This is a genomic window from Stomatobaculum sp. (genome assembly GCF_057248925.1).
In genome coordinates, this window is the sequence record NZ_DBHIHF010000026.1 from 1 (window position 1) to 15,866 (window position 15,866).

Sequence of the window (15,866 nt, forward strand, 5' to 3'; positions counted from 1 at the left end):
TATCCCTCTGCCCAAAAGTGCCTGTTCCCAAACTTATACTTCAGATTCGCATGCCAATCGAACATCATCAGCGAGCTTTGCCCTTTCAGGTATCCCATGAAAGACGATACACGAATCTTCGGTGGTATGCTCACTAACATGTGCACATGGTCTGGCATCAAATGTCCTTCTATAATCTCTACGCCTTTGTATGCGCAAAAATCATGAAAGATTTGAGCCAAATCCTTTTTGTATTGATTGCAGATTATTTTTCGTCTATTCTCTGGCGTAAAGACGATATGGTACTTGCACAGCCATTTGGTATGTGCAGTACTATTAGCCTTTGGCATGAAATCATCTTTCCTTTCTCAGTAGTGGCTTGGACACCTCTATTGTACGGAAAGGTGATTTCTTTGTTAAACGATTTGTCTCCACCCGCATAGCGGGTGGTTTTTTGCTTCGCAATGCTTCACTTGCTTTGCAAGCGAACCAAATGCTCAGCAGGCTAAAGCCAAAAGCGTCAAATTCAAAAGAACGCCGCCCTGCCCTCGCGGGCCGACGGCGTTCTTTTTGTCACACTTACTTACTCACTACCGCTTTCTTAAAATACAAATTACCGTTGCTGGTCATATATACACCGGACACATAGTTATGCATTAAGTAGGTGTTAGACTTATAGTAAAGCGGCAAAACCGGGTACTCCACCGATACCGTCTCATCGGCCTGTTTGACGAGTTCCGCAAACTTGGCGGAATCCCGCTCCGAGCGAATCCGATCGACCAGCGCATCATAGTTCGAATTGCTGTAGAACAAACTGTTGGCCACATCGTCCGTGTACAATAGCGGCAGGAAGCTCATCGGATTCACATAGTCCGCAGACCATCCCATGGCTGCGACTTCATAGTCTCCGTTCTGGACCGCATCGTAGAAGACCGCCCAATCTGCCGAACTCACCTCAACCTTGACACCAAGATTACCGGTCAGCATCTCCGCCATCGCCTCGGCGACCTTCTTCGCATTGTCGTCGGAGTAATAGGAGAGATGAATAGTCGGAAAAGTTGCGGGATTGGCATAGCCTGCTTCCGCGAGTGCTGCCTTTGCAGCCTCGGGATCCGCTGTCGGCTTTAAGTCAAAGTCGGAACGCCCCTCCGTGATATCCTTGCCATCGATCACATAGCCTGGCGCCATCCAGCTGTAGGCCGGCGTTGCGTCCAACTGAGCAACATTGTTAATCAGCGCATTTCTGTCAATCGCGAGCGCCAGAGCCTTCCGTACCTTCGGGTTGTTGTAGGGTTCCTTGCCACAGTTGATATTATAGTAAACTGTTCCGTAGTTGGGCGTGACCACCACCCCCGCATTCTCTGCCTTCAGTCTCGCGAGATCGCCAGAGGGAATGCTGCGTATTCCGTCTACCTCGCCGTTCTCATAGGCTGTCAACGCGGTGGAAGTGTCCAAAATATAGCGGAAACTCAGCTTCTCAAGGGACACGTTGGCCGCATCCCAATAGTTCTCGTTCTTTGTGAGGACAACAGAAGCTCCGGAGTTGATTTCCGAAATTTTGAACGGCCCGTTGCAGACATAGGTAGCTGCGGTCTGGGTCCACTTGTCACCGTTTGCCTCTAACGTCTCCTTCTTGAGCGGAGAGTAGACCCACATAGAAACAATGTCCGGGAAAAAGGGACAGGGGGCCTTCAGTCGATACTCGAGGGTTCTGTCATCGATTGCCTTGACGCCGAAACTCTCATCGGAACCTTTTCCCTCGTAATATGCCTCAGCTCCCTCAATATAGTCGGTCATCATATTCAGGTACTGTGCAGTCGTCGCAGGGGTACAGACATGTTTTGCGGCATAGACATAGTCTTCTGCCGTGAGCGGAGAGCCGTCCGACCACTTAAGCCCGTCTCTCAGGTGGAAGGTGTAGACCGTCATATCCTCGTTGCTCTCCCAACTCTCCGCATTTCCGGGCACCAACTCTCCCTTGGCATCATAAGTGACCAGTCCCTCAAAGCAGTTGATAATAAAGGGAGCCGCAAAGGAATTGTTGGTGTAGGACGGATCGAGCGAGTCCGGCTGGTTGCTGAGAACAAAAATCAGCTCCTGCTTTCCGGAGGGCTTCGCCGCTTCCGCCGTGCTCTCCGCCTTGGCATCGCCCCCAAGGTTTACTGTCTCCGCTTTGTCACCGGACTTTTTCTCACCGCAGCCCGCGAGCAACACGGACAGGGTGAGCAGCGCCGCCAGGGCTGCACCGTATTTCTTTTTCATACAAATCTCCTCCTTTTCTGTTTTGCTTCTGTCTGCATTTTTTATCTGAATGAAGTGCTTCAACATCCAAGCGATGCCCCGCACCGCAGTTCCTCAGTCATACAGGTGGCATGCACAGAGATGTCCGCCGCCCATATCCTTTAAGACAGGCTCTTCTTCCTTGCACTTTTCGATCGCAAAGGGACATCTCGTGTGGAACCTGCAGGCGCTCGGCGGATGAATGGGACTCGGTATATCACCCTTGATGCTGCTCTTCACCTTTTGACGCGCAAGCTTCGGATTCGCGACCGGTATCGCACCGAGCAGCCCCCGTGTGTAAGGATGCAGGGGGTGTGCGTAAATTTCCTCCGCTTCGCAGAGCTCTACGAGCTGTCCCAGATACATGACGCCTACCTCATCCGATACATAGCGGACCATTGAGAGATCGTGTGCAATGAAGAGATAGGCGGTTCCGCTCTCCTCTTGATAGTCCCGCAGCAGGTTGATGATTTGCGCTTGAATTGAGACATCCAGTGCCGAAATCGGTTCGTCGCAGATTACCAGCTCCGGCTTTAATATCAACGCCCGCGCAATTCCGACACGCTGTCTTTGTCCGCCCGAAAACTCATGTGCGTAGCGATTCGCATGCTCTCTGGTGAGCCCCACCTTCTCCAGCATGGGATATACAAATTCCCCTGCCTCCTCCTTGCTCTTCGCCAGTTTGTGGGCGAAGAGCGGCTCCGCAATGATATCGCGCACCGTCATTCTCGCATTCAGAGAGGCATAGGGGTCCTGAAAGATCATTTGCATATGCTTCCGTACCGGGTGGAGCTCCCGCTCGCTGAGATGCGAGATATCCTGTCCGTCAAAGATAATGCGCCCCTCCGTCGGCTCATAGATGCGGATGATGGTCCGCGCCGTCGTGGACTTCCCGCAGCCTGACTCGCCGACCAGTCCCAAGGTCTTTCCGCGCTCCAGTCGAAAGCTCACATGGTCGACTGCATGGACCTGTTCCCCTCGCCCCGCGGGGAAGTAGCGCGTCAGGTTTTTGACTTCCAACAATACCTGTTTATCGTCTGCCATGGCTTTTCCCCTTATCTTTTCTTGAACGGATTCTGTTCCGCAGGCGCCTCCGGGTCGAGCAGCCAGCATCTCGCGCTGTGTCCCTCTCCCACCGGTTGCAGCTCCGGCAATTCTGCCGCGCAAATCTTTCTCGCATAGCGGCAGCGCGGGGCAAATGGGCAGCCCGCCGGCGGATTTGTCATATCCGGCGGCGAACCCGGAATCGGAATCAGGCGCTCCGCTTTGTCCTGCTGAATGCTCGGCATGGACTCTAGCAATCCCAGGGTATAGGGATGGCTCGGATGCTCGAAGAGCTCATCAATCGGCGCCTCCTCCATGATGAGACCGCCGTACATGACCTCAACTTTTTCGCAGAGCTCCGCAATGACGCCGAGATCATGTGTGATGAAGATAATGCTGGTGCCGTGTTGTTCCTTGAGCTCCCGCATCTGCCGTATGATCTGGTCCTGAATTGTGACATCGAGCGCTGTCGTCGGTTCATCGGCAATCAGGAGTTCTGGGTTGTTTGCAAGCGCCATCGCAATCATGACGCGCTGCCGCATACCTCCGGAAAACTCATGCGGGTAGGCGTGATAGCGCTTTTCAGGCTCCGGGATGCGCACCTCCGCGAAGCGTTTCAGGACCTCCTGCTTCACAGCCTCACGGGATCTATCGCTGTGATGAATCCGTATGATCTCGGCGACCTGTTCGCCGACGGGAATCAGCGGATTCAGCGAAGACATCGGATCCTGAAAGATCATTGCAATCTTCTCTCCGCGAATTTTCCGCAGCTCCTTCATCGAGAGCTTCGTCAAATCCTGACCCTGAAACATGGCCCTGCCGTCCTTGATGACTGCCGTGTCCGGAAGGAGCTTGAGGAGAGTCATATTGGTGATGCTCTTGCCGGAACCGGATTCGCCGACAATGCCGACAATCTCCCCTCTGCGAACCTCAAAGGACACACCGCGGACTGCCTGGACCTCACCGTTTGAGGTCATAAAGGATGTCTTTAGATTATCTACTCGTAACAAGGTCTCGTTCATTTTCGGCTACTTTCTGAGCTTGGGGTCCAGCGCATCGCGCAGACCGTCTCCGACAAAGTTAAAGGCAAACATGATCAAAACGATAACAAGAGCCGGTATGAATAACTGATAGGGACAGGTTCTCAGATTTTCGGTCGCATCGTTGCACATTGTGCCGAGCGAGGCGAGCGGCGGCTGCAAGCCTATTCCGAGGAAGCCTAGGAAAGCCTCCATAAAAATCGCGGAGGGAATCAGCATGGTAACCGTTACCAGAATGGATCCCATCGCATTCGGAATGAGATGCGCGAGGAGCACGGTTTTCGCCGAAGAGCCTATGGTTTTTGCTGCCAACACAAATTCCTGCCGCTTGAGAGAGAGCACCTGTCCTCTGACCACACGCGCCATATCCACCCAATAGGTGGTTCCGAGCGCCACCATGATACTCTGCAGTCCTGCTCCCATCAGAACCATGATCAGGATAACATAGAGCGTCAGCGGTATCGTGCTGATGATATCGACCACGCGCATCATCACCATATCGGTACGACCGCCGAAATAGCCGGAGATGCCTCCGTAAAGAATGCCAAGAATCAGGTTGACACCGGCTGCGACAAAGGCAACCAGCAGCGATACCCGCGTGCCGTACATCAGCCTGGTCAGAATATCCCGCCCCAGAGCATCTGTCCCGAAAAGATAGGAACGGTTCCAAAGAACCTTTGACTTTGCAATGACCAGCGTTTCGGGATTGATGACCAAATAAGGCATTTTCCCGTAGTACAGAGCTACTTTTTTGCCCCCGCAATCGTAAATGCTCATCTGCCGCGCACTGTCCTCTCGCAGCTTGTCAAGCTGTTCGCCCAGGGTACCGTCTTTGTTGACCGTCAGCAGCTTTAGGTTCTGAGTGATATATAGGTAGCTGACGCAATCCGGCGTCTCAAAGACCTTCATAAGCGGAGACACATTGACCAGCGCCAGGTTCTGCTTGGAATAGCTGCGCCCGGTAAAGAGCGGCCCCAAAAATGCGAACAGCATGAGAACCACGATAATCACAAAGCCTACAATCGCAGTCGGTTTTCTGTGAAAGCGGTACCACACATCCCCCGCGAAGCTCCGGTTTTTGCCCCAGATTTTCTCTCTCGCCTCGTTTGATTGTTCCAACATTTCCCATTTGGAGTTCATCGTGCTCTCCTTTGCTCAATTCTGCCGCACTGCCGCTCAATCGTATTTGATTCGGGGATCAATCAGGCAGTAAAAGACATCGACGACCATCGTCATGACCATGAGGAAGGTCGCGTAAAAAATAGTGACGCCCATGATGGTTGTATAGTCTCTCTGCGAGACACTGTTGACAAAGTGAACTCCGAGGCCCGGAATCGCAAAGATCTTCTCAACGACGAAGGAACCTGTCATCAGATTCGCGATCATCGGCCCCAGTACCGTAATGACGGGAATCAGCGCGTTTCGAAGGGCGTGCTTTGTAATAATAGCTAATTCGGTAAGTCCTTTTGCCCTTGCCGTTCGAATATAATCCTGCCCCATCACCTCGAGCAGCGAACTTCTCATGAGACGCGCAACATAGCTGATGTCATAGCCGCCTAGGGCAATGACGGGAAGAATATAGCCCTTCCAGCTGTCAATGCCGTAAGTCGGAAGCAAGCTCAATTTGAGGGCAAAGAAATAGATCAGAAGTGAGGCAATCACAAAGGACGGTATTGTGACCCCAACCGTCGCCAGACCCATGACCAGCATGTCCTGCCACTTCCCATTCTTGACCGCCGCACATATCCCCATAGGCAGCGCAGCCAACAGGACAAAGACAATGGTTATGCCGCCGAGCTTTGCCGAGACCGGAAAACCGTCAGCGATAAACTCATTGACCGTTTTTCCCGGATATTTATACGACGGTCCGAAATCCCCGCGGACGACTCCCTTGAGGTAATCGACAAACTGAAGCGGAAGCGCTTCGTTCAAGTGATACTTTTCGTTCATAGCCGCTTCTATTTCAGCCGAGAGCTTTTTTTCACCTGTGAACGGACCGCCGGGAACCGCATGCATGATGACAAAGGTCAGCAAAATGATGAAAAACATAGCAACTGCCATCATTCCGACTCGCTTCATGAAATATCTCGCCATATTCTCCTCCCCCTGCGAAATTCAAACGGCACCTGCTTTTGCATGAAAAGCCAACGCATTTCGCTTTAGCGAATCACCGTATTGTATTGCTTCTTGCTTGTTCCCCAATCTATCACAATTGTTTCACTAATGCAATATAATTGTATTTTTATTCTTCCTCTGATATCAAAAAAGGCGAGTCAGCCGCAGCTGTCTCGCCTTTCTCCGAGGTTTCTCATCGTATCCGAAAGCCCCTTTCCTCTTCCTTGATCGGAATAGTTCTGACCTCCATGTTTTCAATCTTCACATAGCGTCCCTGTTCGATTTCTAGGATCACGCGGTCAATCTGCGCTTCCGTCCCCTGAATCTCCATGCTGACAGAGCCGTCGTCCTCATTTCGCACCCAGCCCACAGCGCCCGCAAATTCGGCGGCGTACTTTGCCCGGTATCGAAATCCGACGCCCTGCACAAAGCCGTAAAACCGAAGGTATTTCCGTATCATACGCGACTCCTCTATCCTGTTCTGCCTCTCTATACCGAAGCGACATTCATCCTTTTACCCGGCGCTGAATGCCGTCATCTCGATTGTATCTTAGTATGGCAGAGCTCTCTGCGTTTCCTTTAACGCAGCGCGACATCGATCTTATCATCCAGACTGTCATCTTCCACCGTAAAATAATTTCGGTCTCCGGCTCTGCGGTAAAAGAGGGCCAGTTGCCCCGTCTGCTGCACCAGAACGGCTTCTAACTTGCCTGCCACCCCTTCCTCGGACTCTGCGGAGATGAGAGAGCCGCTGTCAAGCTTCTCCTTCAGCGCGACGAGGTAGCTGTGCCCGAGTTTCGAGAGTCCGGCCTCATTCATGCGGAAGCAGAGCTGCACCGCCCGGTCTCCCACGGGATAGTAGAGCTCACAGAAGGGCGCATCCTTCGTGTACTCATGCTCCTCCGGACGGAAGAGTTCGTAAAAGTCTCTGAGCCCGGCCTCGTTCTTTCGAATGCAGGCAATGGCGCGCTTCTTTTCCGGGCCGTCCTCATCCCTTCCCTCCTGCAGTGCTTGGTCCGCTTCGGGATCGATCCAGTGGTAGAGCATCGCTTCCAGACTTGCCCCTTCTTCCGCTTCCCGCTTTAGGGTGAGGAACTCATAATCTCCCGGTACGAGTTTCAGTCCCTCCTCTGCCGCGGCGCGTGCGCCCTCCTTGTCCCCGAAGTGCGCGCGTAGCTTTCCGAGCAAAAGGTAAGTCCAAGGATAGTCCGCTTCTTCGAGTACACCTTGTTCCGCATAGCGCAGCGCCTCTTCTGGATATCCGCTGTACAAAAGTCCCACGGCATAGCGGTAATACCAGACGCCGGAACCCTTGGCGTTTTCCTCTGCGTCCTTCATCCATGCTTGCCCGCGGTAGTAATAACTGTATTCTCCCACGTTGTTGCAGGCGAGACCGTAGTAGAGCGAGAGTTTCAAATCCCGGCGGGCCTGCTTCTTTGAAAAGCGGCCGGCCGCGGCGCCCGCATCCACAAACTGCTCAATCCAACGCACCATTTTCCCGTAATAGCCGCCGTCATCCTCCAGAAAGGCCTCCAGGGTCTCAATGTCTTCGGGCGAGAGCAGAGAGCCGGTCTCCGCGTGCCGTTTCGGTTCCGCGCGGTAGAGGGTAATTCCGCCCACATTTCTTCGAAAGCTGTGAAACTCCGCACCGGTCATGCCCCGCTCCTTAAAGAAGGCGAGGGCGGCATCCAGCACAGACTCCAAGTCCCAGGCAATGAAGTCCAAATAGCCGTAGTACAGGCCGCTCGCAAATCCCGTATGGCAGAGGGCATCCTCACCGCCGTGTTCGCTCAAATAGGCGCGCAATTCATCGCGAAACGCTGCGAGCGCCTCTTCTCTTCCCTCTTCCGGAAAGGCGCTGAGGGGATACAGAAGGAAGCCCGGCACTATGCCGTTACGGTGATATTCGTCAACCAGATCGCTCTCTCCGTGCAGATATTCATTGATGGCCACGGAAAAGCGTGTGCTGCCCTCATAGACATCCAGGCGCCAGTCGGCATCCGGATCTTCATCCGCATCGAGCCGATACGCAATTTCGGAAGTATCCAGATAGGCTCCGGCATCCTCCCACGCGGGATAGCCGAGCTCCGTTACATACGCGTATAAGTCCGAAAGTTTCTTCGACTCACCCGCCTCGGGCGCTTCCAGTAACTCGATACCCGTGAGAAACGCAATCGCCGCTATGTCGCCGAGTATCTGGTTCGTTAGCTTATAGAGCATCCACTCCGCCCGCCGCGGATTTTCCCGCTGCAGGGGCAGGAGCTTTTCACAGTAGAGTTTCAGAGAAAAAAGCTGCTCTCCGGTCGGAATCAGCCAAACGTCTACATCCGCGGCATCGATTTGAACGGTATCTTGTTGCAGCGCAAACTTATCGCTCGGCGCGGAACCCGCCCGTATCTTCCAGTGCGCGAGAACTTCCTTCGGCGCGCGGCGGCAAAAATACACGAGGGGATAGAGCGCGGAGCGTCTTCCCTCCGCACAGAGTATGAGCTCATACTTCTCTCCGTCAAAGCCGAGTTCAAACGAGACATCTCGAATGGCCTGCTCCAGTACGGCGCCGCAGCGCTGCAACATCGCCTCTCCATCGTCCTCGTTTCGGTCGATTGCCGCCCGGAGTTCTGCCTCGATTTTAAGAAATGCGTCCCAGGCTTCTGCCGTTCTCTCCCGGAAGTTTTTCTCAAAGCGCGGAAAGGTAAGGCGCTCCCTGCAGTCCCCTACATACTCGCTTATTTCCTTGTCTTTCGGATGCAGGAAGAGGGCGCGCTCAAAGTAGTAAAGCGCAAGCCCGTCCTCGTCGAGATAATAATAGGCGAGCGCCATCAACCGGTTATGCCGAAAATCTTCCGAAAGCTCCTCTTCGTGTGCTGCCAAGACTGCAATCGCCTTATGATAGAGCTCTGTTCCCTCGGTCTCCGCAAGTGCGAGATAAGCCGTCGCAAGCTCTGAATCTCCCTCGGGGCCGCGCTCCTCGGCGGGAATTGTCTCCAACATCTCCCTGCTCTTCTCAAACGCGCCGCTCTCGTTCCAACGCCGGCATTGTTCCAAAATATCCACGCGCTTTCCTCCTCATTCGCTTTCCGACTTTTGCCGAAATGCCGCATAGCCCTTGCCCACTGCAAAGGACTTCGAAAACCAATCCTACACTACTCCGAAAATTCTCCGTCTACCATGCCGTTCAAATAAAAACCGGGGTCGGCGATAAACGCCTCCCAACTTGCAAGCGGGCAGAACTCCTCCTGCTCTGTATCGAGATACCAAATTCGCTTGTCTCTCGGACTCCAGAGCAAGACATAGTCACTGTAGTTATCCATCTCCGCCATGAGAGACAAGAGCTTTTTCCGCTTCCAACGGAACTCCCGCAGTTCAAGATAGGGGTAAAACTCCATCCACCGCACCGACTCCCGTTCAGGGAATTCAAGGCGCAGCGCCCCGTTTTTAAAGTACGCTGTCATAGCCGCCGGCAGATGATAGCTTTTTAGCTCTCTCAGCTTCTCCTGCTCGTTGTGCCAGTCCTCCGGCTCGAGAGAGCGCAAATACTCGGCCATCTCTCTGTTCTTGTTCTGCACCGCCAGCGTATAGGGACGGTCGCCGTACTTGTCCGCAAGAGTGATATCCGCCCCCTTTGAAACAAGATAGCGAAGAAGCTCCAAGTGATTCTCGCGTGCCGCCTCCGTGACCGGGGTCGAGGCATAGGGAAAGACCATGTCCGGCTTATGAAAGTTGATGTCCGCCCCCTGTTGTAAGAGGTACTCTACAAGCATGCGGTTTCCGCTGTGCGCCGCAGCGCGGAGCGGCTTCCCGCCGTAGCGCCGTAAATCCAAAGATAGCATATCGATTACGGGCAGTATCTTCGGATCTCTGACATCCTCCAGGCAGTAAAAGAGGCGGCTTATATTCTCCTCCCGCGGCGTGATGCGGGCACCTGCCTCCACCATCGAAAGAAAGGCGCTCAGGTCTCCCTTGTTGAGCGCCTCGTAGAGGCTCTCCTCCTTCACCTCACTCATGCCTCGTTTTCCTCGGTATAGGTCCGCTCGATGTCTATGAACTGAATGTAGATACCGGAGACCTTGCCCTCGCTGTCATAGCCGAAATATGTCGGGTAATAGCCGTCTCCCCAACCGCTCGCAAAGAGAGCCACTTCCGCATTCGCCCCCGGAACTTCCCACTTGAGCCAGTCGCCCCATTCGCCCTGGTACTTCGGATGTTCCGCTGCGTTCTTTTTTAAGAGTTCCTCCAGCAAGTCGCCGTAGAGGTCAAAGTCGCTGTCCTGCTTTGTCTTCTCTTCCAGAAAGGCAAGATAAGCTTCTTTTGTCGCGAAGTCCGCAATGCAAGCCATACCGGCATCCACGCCGAAGCCAAAGTAATCGCCCTCTTTGAATTCTCCCTCAAGTCTCTCTTCGCCCGTCACCGCGAGCTCATAGCGCACCGTTTCTCGGCCGCTCACTTCCAGCTTGGCGCAGGCATAGCGGTCTCCGTACTCCTTGCTCGGCACCACGCAGAGCTTTAGCGCATAGCTTCCGGCCGGTATGGTCTGCAGATAGGGAACGGCATCATCCAGGGTCACCATGGGATCGCAAACCACAATTTTTCCCGTCGGAAAATGCACGGGTCCGAGATCCAGGATATCCACTTCCTTTCTTCCGATTACCTTCTCCGTGAAATAGCGCTCCAATTTGACATCCGCGTCCAGAATTTCGCGCACTGCCTCATACTGTTTCATCCACTCTGCTGTCGGCATCTCTTTTTCCTCTCGATAAACCGGTTTTACCGGTGTTTTTATTGACTCCCGTTCTCAGCGCGTCCCCGACGCGTACTCGCCCATATTGATATCCAGTACCTCTCTCGGCGGCTGAATCAATGCATCCTCATAGCGGCAGGACCAGTGCAGTTCGGAACTCATCTCTCCGTCTACGACGCCGTCCACCGTCTCCCCGTCCGCAATTACGTTTCCGCTGCCAAGCAGATAGGCGGCCACATTGTAGGCGTGATTCACAACCCAATTCGGATTCATACCGTGGAAATGGTACTGAAGATCCGGCAGGAAGAGGGTGCTCATACCCAGGGTATCCACGACCATGTCTTCGCTGTCCTGCACATTGAAAAAGCGCACGTTGACACCGAAGTAGATGAAGCGGTTTGTTCCCTCCGTCTCATGCTGCCGCACGCTCTCCGCGGGAAACAGTTTTCCGGAACTCGGAAAATAGAAGGCCTCACAGTCCGGGTACAGTTCCGAAAGGGCCTCCAGGAAGTCCATATCCAGGGTGGCGCGCTGCACAGCCGGAAGCGCCCTCGCAAGCATATCGGTCGCGAACACACGGTATCGGCAGTTGCCGAGTATATCGTCTCTCTCCTCGAGGCAGTCCCACATCTGACTCCGAAGAAAGTCATCGATCTCCTCACCATCAAACGGCGTGCACTCCGTCACCATGAGCTGTACCGGCACGCTTTGATCCCGGAACTCCGCTACATAGTCGAGTGCCGCAAACCCCGCTGTCTTGCCGTCATGGCAGAAGCACTCTGTCTTACCGACATGCTTCTCGATGACAGCACTCATCCGCTCCTTAGACGGCATATCTGCCGGCTCCCGAAACAAGAGCTCTATCACAAAGGGACCGCCGGCTCTCTCTGCCTTATTCTCATCCAAATCCTGTCGAAATACTTCTTCGCTCATCGCTTCCTCCCAATCGGAGCCGCTCCGAAAGCGCGCTCCCTTTCAGCACTCAAATAATTCCCGACTTAGGGCTTTCAGTTCTTCGCGGAATTCCGCAAGCGCTGTCTCATCCATCATTTCCGCGATATCGTACTCCTTCGCATGTTCCGCAAAATCCCGGAGGGCTGCCCGAAGAACTTCCTTTTCTTCGCTATTCGCCGTAAGGCGAATGTTCCGCGCTACAAGATCTTCATCCAGGTCTTGTAAATTCACGCTCCCGCTCCGCAGGCACTCTAAATAAAGGGCCGCAAGGTCGCCGATCAAATCGATGGCATAGTAAAAGTTAAGTTTCATCCCCTCTCGATTCGTAAAGCGAAGCGCATCCTCGGTCATACGAAGCGAGGACTCCCGCTCTTCGAGCACCTTAAGGCCCGTCCGTGCAAAAATCTCACCGAGCCCTATCTCATCTTTCTCAAAGTCTTCCAGCAGGCTTAGGAGGGTCAGGCTGTCGTCCGTCCCACCGACATAGCTGCCCCAATAGCTCTCAATGTACATGCTTCGCTCCTTCCGTACCCGCACCTTTCCCGCAGACATGCAAGCGCCGTCTGCCCTTTCAGCAAGCATTGCTCCCGCAGAACTCTGCCCGAATCTGCTCTCCCAGTTTCCGAAAACGCGCTTCTTTTCCGTCGTGGTGACCGTAGTCATCCATGGAAAACCGAAGCTCTACGCCCTTTTCGCGTAAGATGTCCGCGACCCGCTCTGCGGCATCCGCGGCCGTAGAGAGCGGTGCCGGATGTCCTTCGCCCTCGCGTCTGCCGTTTTGCAGATAAAGGCGGCAATTCGCATTCCGGATTTCCGTCCGCGCGCAGTAGTCCGCAAAGCCCGGATACCAAAAAGAACCGCAGAGTGAGAAGATGGTACACACCGCGGTCTCACGAAATATGCTGTACACTGCTGCAAGCCCCCCGAGGGAATAGCCCCCATAGGCAAGTCGCTCCGAATCAATCGGATACTTTTCCAGCAGTTCCGTAAGCTTTTCCCCAAAGAGCTCCCTGTGATACGCATCCGCCTTTCCTTCGAAGGGCTTTGCATCCGCCCGGAATGCGGGCTGCGGCCAGGGACTGAAGTCTGCGGTTCTCTCATCCGAAACCACAGACAGCACAAACATATCCGAAAGCAAGGCCGCGAGCGTCTTGGGAAGCGCATCGTTCCAAAGAAGCAGGGGATAGCGCAGTCCTTTTTCGAGCCGTCGCGGCGTCTGCAAACTGTACTGTCTCACTCGGCTTACTTGCTCTTATGCTCTATGATTTTCACGACAAAATCATAGACGCGCTTGGTCGAAGGAATGTTAAGTCTCTCCTCAGGCGTGTGAATATCCTTCATGTCCGGTCCGATCGAGACCGCATCGAGGTTTTTAATCTTGCCCGATAGGATGCCGCACTCAAGACCTGCGTGAATTGCCTGCACCGACAGCTCTTTTCCGAAAAGCTCGCGGTAAATGGCCGCCGCCTCATCGCGGAACGCGGACTCCCGCACATACTCCCAGGCCGGATATGTGCTGTGCACGAGCACGGTCGCCCCAAAGCAGCTGCTCACCAGCTCCAGCTTGTCGATGACCGCCTGAAAAGCGGTCGCAACCGAACTGCGGACAGAATAACTGAGTGTGAGCTTATCTGCCTCCAGCTTTGTGATGCCGAGGTTCACCGAGGTCTCAACCAGACCATCGATATCGGCGCTCATTCGCTGCACGCCGTAAGGCAGTGCTTCCATAAGCCCCAGAACCTGCTTGGTGCTCTCTTCGGTGAGCGCGGCCTCTTCGCTGTCCGCAATCGCCGCCGTGAGCGACAAGTTCGGATCTGTCGCCGCATACTCTCTGCGGAGCACCGCTTCCTCCGCCTTTACCGCCTCTCGGAAGGCGCTCGTGCTGACGCTGTCTGCGAGTACCACTTCCGCGCTTGCCTCTCTGGTAATCGCATTGTACTTTGTGCCGCCTTCGAGAGAAACCAGACGGAACGCGTAATCTTCGCGGAGCCCTGTCAGGACACGCGCTAACAGCAGCGCCGCACTGGCTCTGCCCTTTCCGATTTCCATGCCGGAGTGTCCGCCGGTGAGACCGGTCGCCGCAAGGCGAATGTGCTCTCCTCTGACCGCAACCCGCCGGACCGGCAGTGTGATATCCGCATCTCCGCCGCCTGCGCAACCCGCAAGCGCAATGCCCTCTTCATCCGAATCCAGGTTGAGCATTCTGTTTCCCTTCAGCATCGACACATCAACCGCATGGGCACCGCCCATATCCGTCTCCTCCGAGACCGTGCAGATGAATTCAAGACGCGGATGCCGTAAGGTCGGCGAATCAAGCAGCGCAAGCGCATAAGCAAGCGCAACGCCGTCGTCCGCACCGAGCGTGGTGCCTTTCGCGCGGAGCCAGTCACCATCAATATAGAGATCCAGTCCCTCCTTGGTCATATCCTTTTGGCAGTCCGCCGTCTTCTCCGTGACCATATCCATGTGTCCCTGGAGGATAATCGGCGCTTCATTCTCATAGCCTGCGGAGGCCTCCTTGATGATAATCACATTGTGCTTCTCATCGGTATAGTATTCCAGCCCTCTCTCCGCCGCAAAGCGCTGCAGGTATGCGCTGATTTTCTCCTCGTGATGAGAAGGTCTTGGAATTCCTGCAATTTCCTCAAAAAAAGCAAATACTTCTTTCGGTTCCAGTTCACTGCATACAGCCATTTTGCACCTCTTCCTGTCTTGCGTCTTTCTTCGATATGCTGTTGTTTTGTGTTCTATTCACTATAACTGAAATAAACCGCTTTTAAAAGACTTGCACTCTGACAAAAAAGAGAGAGCTTCCTGCGGAAGTTCTCTCTTTGTAGTTCACCAGATAGCCGTTCCCTGCATCCATACGGTTCCCTTAAACCGTCGTCCCACCTTGGGTTCGCCCTGCAAATCCAGCGTATTGATATAAACGTGAAACGGAAGATCATGAGAGCGAATCAGAAAGTCCCAGATGAATTCTCCGGTATCCCGGTTTTTCCGCTGGCTGATTTCCTGAATCTCTCCGACCACCACATAGAGATCACACTCGATTCCGTCCGGCATAAAGCAGGAATCCACGATCGAATAAATGTCCTCTTGACGCAGGCGCCGATTGACGGACTCGTAGAGACGCAAATCGCTGTTGGTCAGATTCTCCATTGCGTTCTCATCGCCTTCTTTGGCGGCACTGATCATGCGCGCGCGCTCCCGCTCCGTCATGTGCAGCAGTTCGCGCTGGCGGTCGTTCTTATAGACCGGCAACAGGATTTTCCCGTCCCGGCTGAGGCCGCCGAGCGCCACACCGCGCGGCAGGCTGTACTTTGCCAGTGCGCGCTGTTGCCGGTATTCCGCCACATTGGTCAGGCGGAATATCAGACTGATTCCAATCCGCATGTCATCGATCAGGCCCGAGTAGACCTCATTGTCCACATGGCGCTCTATCATACACTCTGCGGTCGAAGTCATTTCATCGACATCAATATAGGGCAAATAACGCTCCCGGATGAGCTTACCGCCCTCTCCGACATAGCCTCCCAGCGCAATGCCAAGCCTGTCACCGAGCGGCACGCGGAGTTCCCAGAGCCTGTCACCGTTTCGCATGGCGATATGGTGAGCTGCATCCCGGCAACGGAGAAGCATATCCTCCAGAATTTCTCTGGCCTCCCTGTCACTCTCCACCCTTGCATAGCCCACTGTCCGAAAAAATCTGTGCATCC

15 protein-coding genes are annotated in these 15,866 nt (G+C 54.1%); all 15 read right to left on the reverse strand.

What is annotated here, in order from left to right; genetic code table 11:
- The coding region (tnpA, locus tag ACO4XG_RS09135) for an IS200/IS605 family transposase (RefSeq protein WP_485129691.1) at positions 1-329 on the reverse strand (329 nt) is incomplete at its 3' end.
- A gap of 229 nt (positions 330-558) precedes the next feature.
- Positions 559-2,241, reverse strand: a complete 1,683-nt coding sequence (locus tag ACO4XG_RS09140; RefSeq protein ID WP_308509383.1) for a peptide ABC transporter substrate-binding protein — start codon at positions 2,239-2,241, stop codon at positions 559-561.
- A gap of 93 nt (positions 2,242-2,334) precedes the next feature.
- A complete protein-coding gene (locus ACO4XG_RS09145) occupies positions 2,335-3,303 on the reverse strand; it encodes an ABC transporter ATP-binding protein (RefSeq protein WP_308509384.1) in 969 nt (322 codons plus the stop codon).
- A gap of 11 nt (positions 3,304-3,314) precedes the next feature.
- Complete coding sequence (locus tag ACO4XG_RS09150) at positions 3,315-4,325, reverse strand: ABC transporter ATP-binding protein (protein ID WP_308509385.1); 1,011 nt, start codon at positions 4,323-4,325, stop codon at positions 3,315-3,317.
- A gap of 6 nt (positions 4,326-4,331) precedes the next feature.
- Positions 4,332-5,483 carry an ABC transporter permease gene (locus tag ACO4XG_RS09155; RefSeq protein WP_308509386.1) on the reverse strand — a complete coding sequence of 384 codons (1,152 nt, stop codon included), beginning with the start codon at positions 5,481-5,483 and terminating at the stop codon, positions 4,332-4,334.
- Positions 5,484-5,519: 36 nt separating this feature from the next.
- Positions 5,520-6,437: an ABC transporter permease gene (locus ACO4XG_RS09160; protein WP_308509387.1), complete on the reverse strand. Its 918-nt coding sequence runs from the start codon at positions 6,435-6,437 to the stop codon at positions 5,520-5,522.
- Between the two features lie 214 nt (positions 6,438-6,651).
- A complete protein-coding gene (locus tag ACO4XG_RS09165; protein ID WP_308509388.1) occupies positions 6,652-6,918 on the reverse strand; it encodes an acylphosphatase in 267 nt (88 codons plus the stop codon).
- Positions 6,919-7,037: 119 nt separating this feature from the next.
- Complete coding sequence (locus ACO4XG_RS09170) at positions 7,038-9,512, reverse strand: tetratricopeptide repeat protein (RefSeq protein ID WP_308509389.1); 2,475 nt, start codon at positions 9,510-9,512, stop codon at positions 7,038-7,040.
- A gap of 89 nt (positions 9,513-9,601) precedes the next feature.
- A complete protein-coding gene (locus tag ACO4XG_RS09175; RefSeq protein ID WP_308509390.1) occupies positions 9,602-10,462 on the reverse strand; it encodes an ankyrin repeat domain-containing protein in 861 nt (286 codons plus the stop codon).
- Positions 10,459-11,196: a DUF4241 domain-containing protein gene (locus ACO4XG_RS09180; protein WP_308509391.1), complete on the reverse strand. Its 738-nt coding sequence runs from the start codon at positions 11,194-11,196 to the stop codon at positions 10,459-10,461. The genes ACO4XG_RS09175 and ACO4XG_RS09180 overlap by 4 nt, the downstream gene beginning before the upstream one ends.
- A gap of 54 nt (positions 11,197-11,250) precedes the next feature.
- A complete protein-coding gene (locus tag ACO4XG_RS09185; RefSeq protein ID WP_308509392.1) occupies positions 11,251-12,129 on the reverse strand; it encodes a DUF4261 domain-containing protein in 879 nt (292 codons plus the stop codon).
- A gap of 42 nt (positions 12,130-12,171) precedes the next feature.
- Positions 12,172-12,663 (reverse strand): imm68 putative immunity domain-containing protein, encoded by a 492-nt coding sequence (locus ACO4XG_RS09190; protein WP_308509393.1) that lies wholly within the window; start codon positions 12,661-12,663, stop codon positions 12,172-12,174.
- Between the two features lie 58 nt (positions 12,664-12,721).
- Entirely contained in the window at positions 12,722-13,387 is a 666-nt protein-coding gene (locus tag ACO4XG_RS09195; protein ID WP_308509394.1) for an alpha/beta hydrolase, read from the reverse strand.
- 5 nt (positions 13,388-13,392) lie between these two features.
- Positions 13,393-14,844, reverse strand: coding sequence for an aminoacyl-histidine dipeptidase (locus tag ACO4XG_RS09200; protein WP_308509395.1), 1,452 nt, complete (start codon positions 14,842-14,844; stop codon positions 13,393-13,395).
- A 144-nt stretch (positions 14,845-14,988) separates the two neighbouring features.
- A complete protein-coding gene (locus tag ACO4XG_RS09205) occupies positions 14,989-15,864 on the reverse strand; it encodes a DUF3881 family protein (protein WP_308509396.1) in 876 nt (291 codons plus the stop codon).
- Positions 15,865-15,866 lie beyond the last annotated feature (2 nt).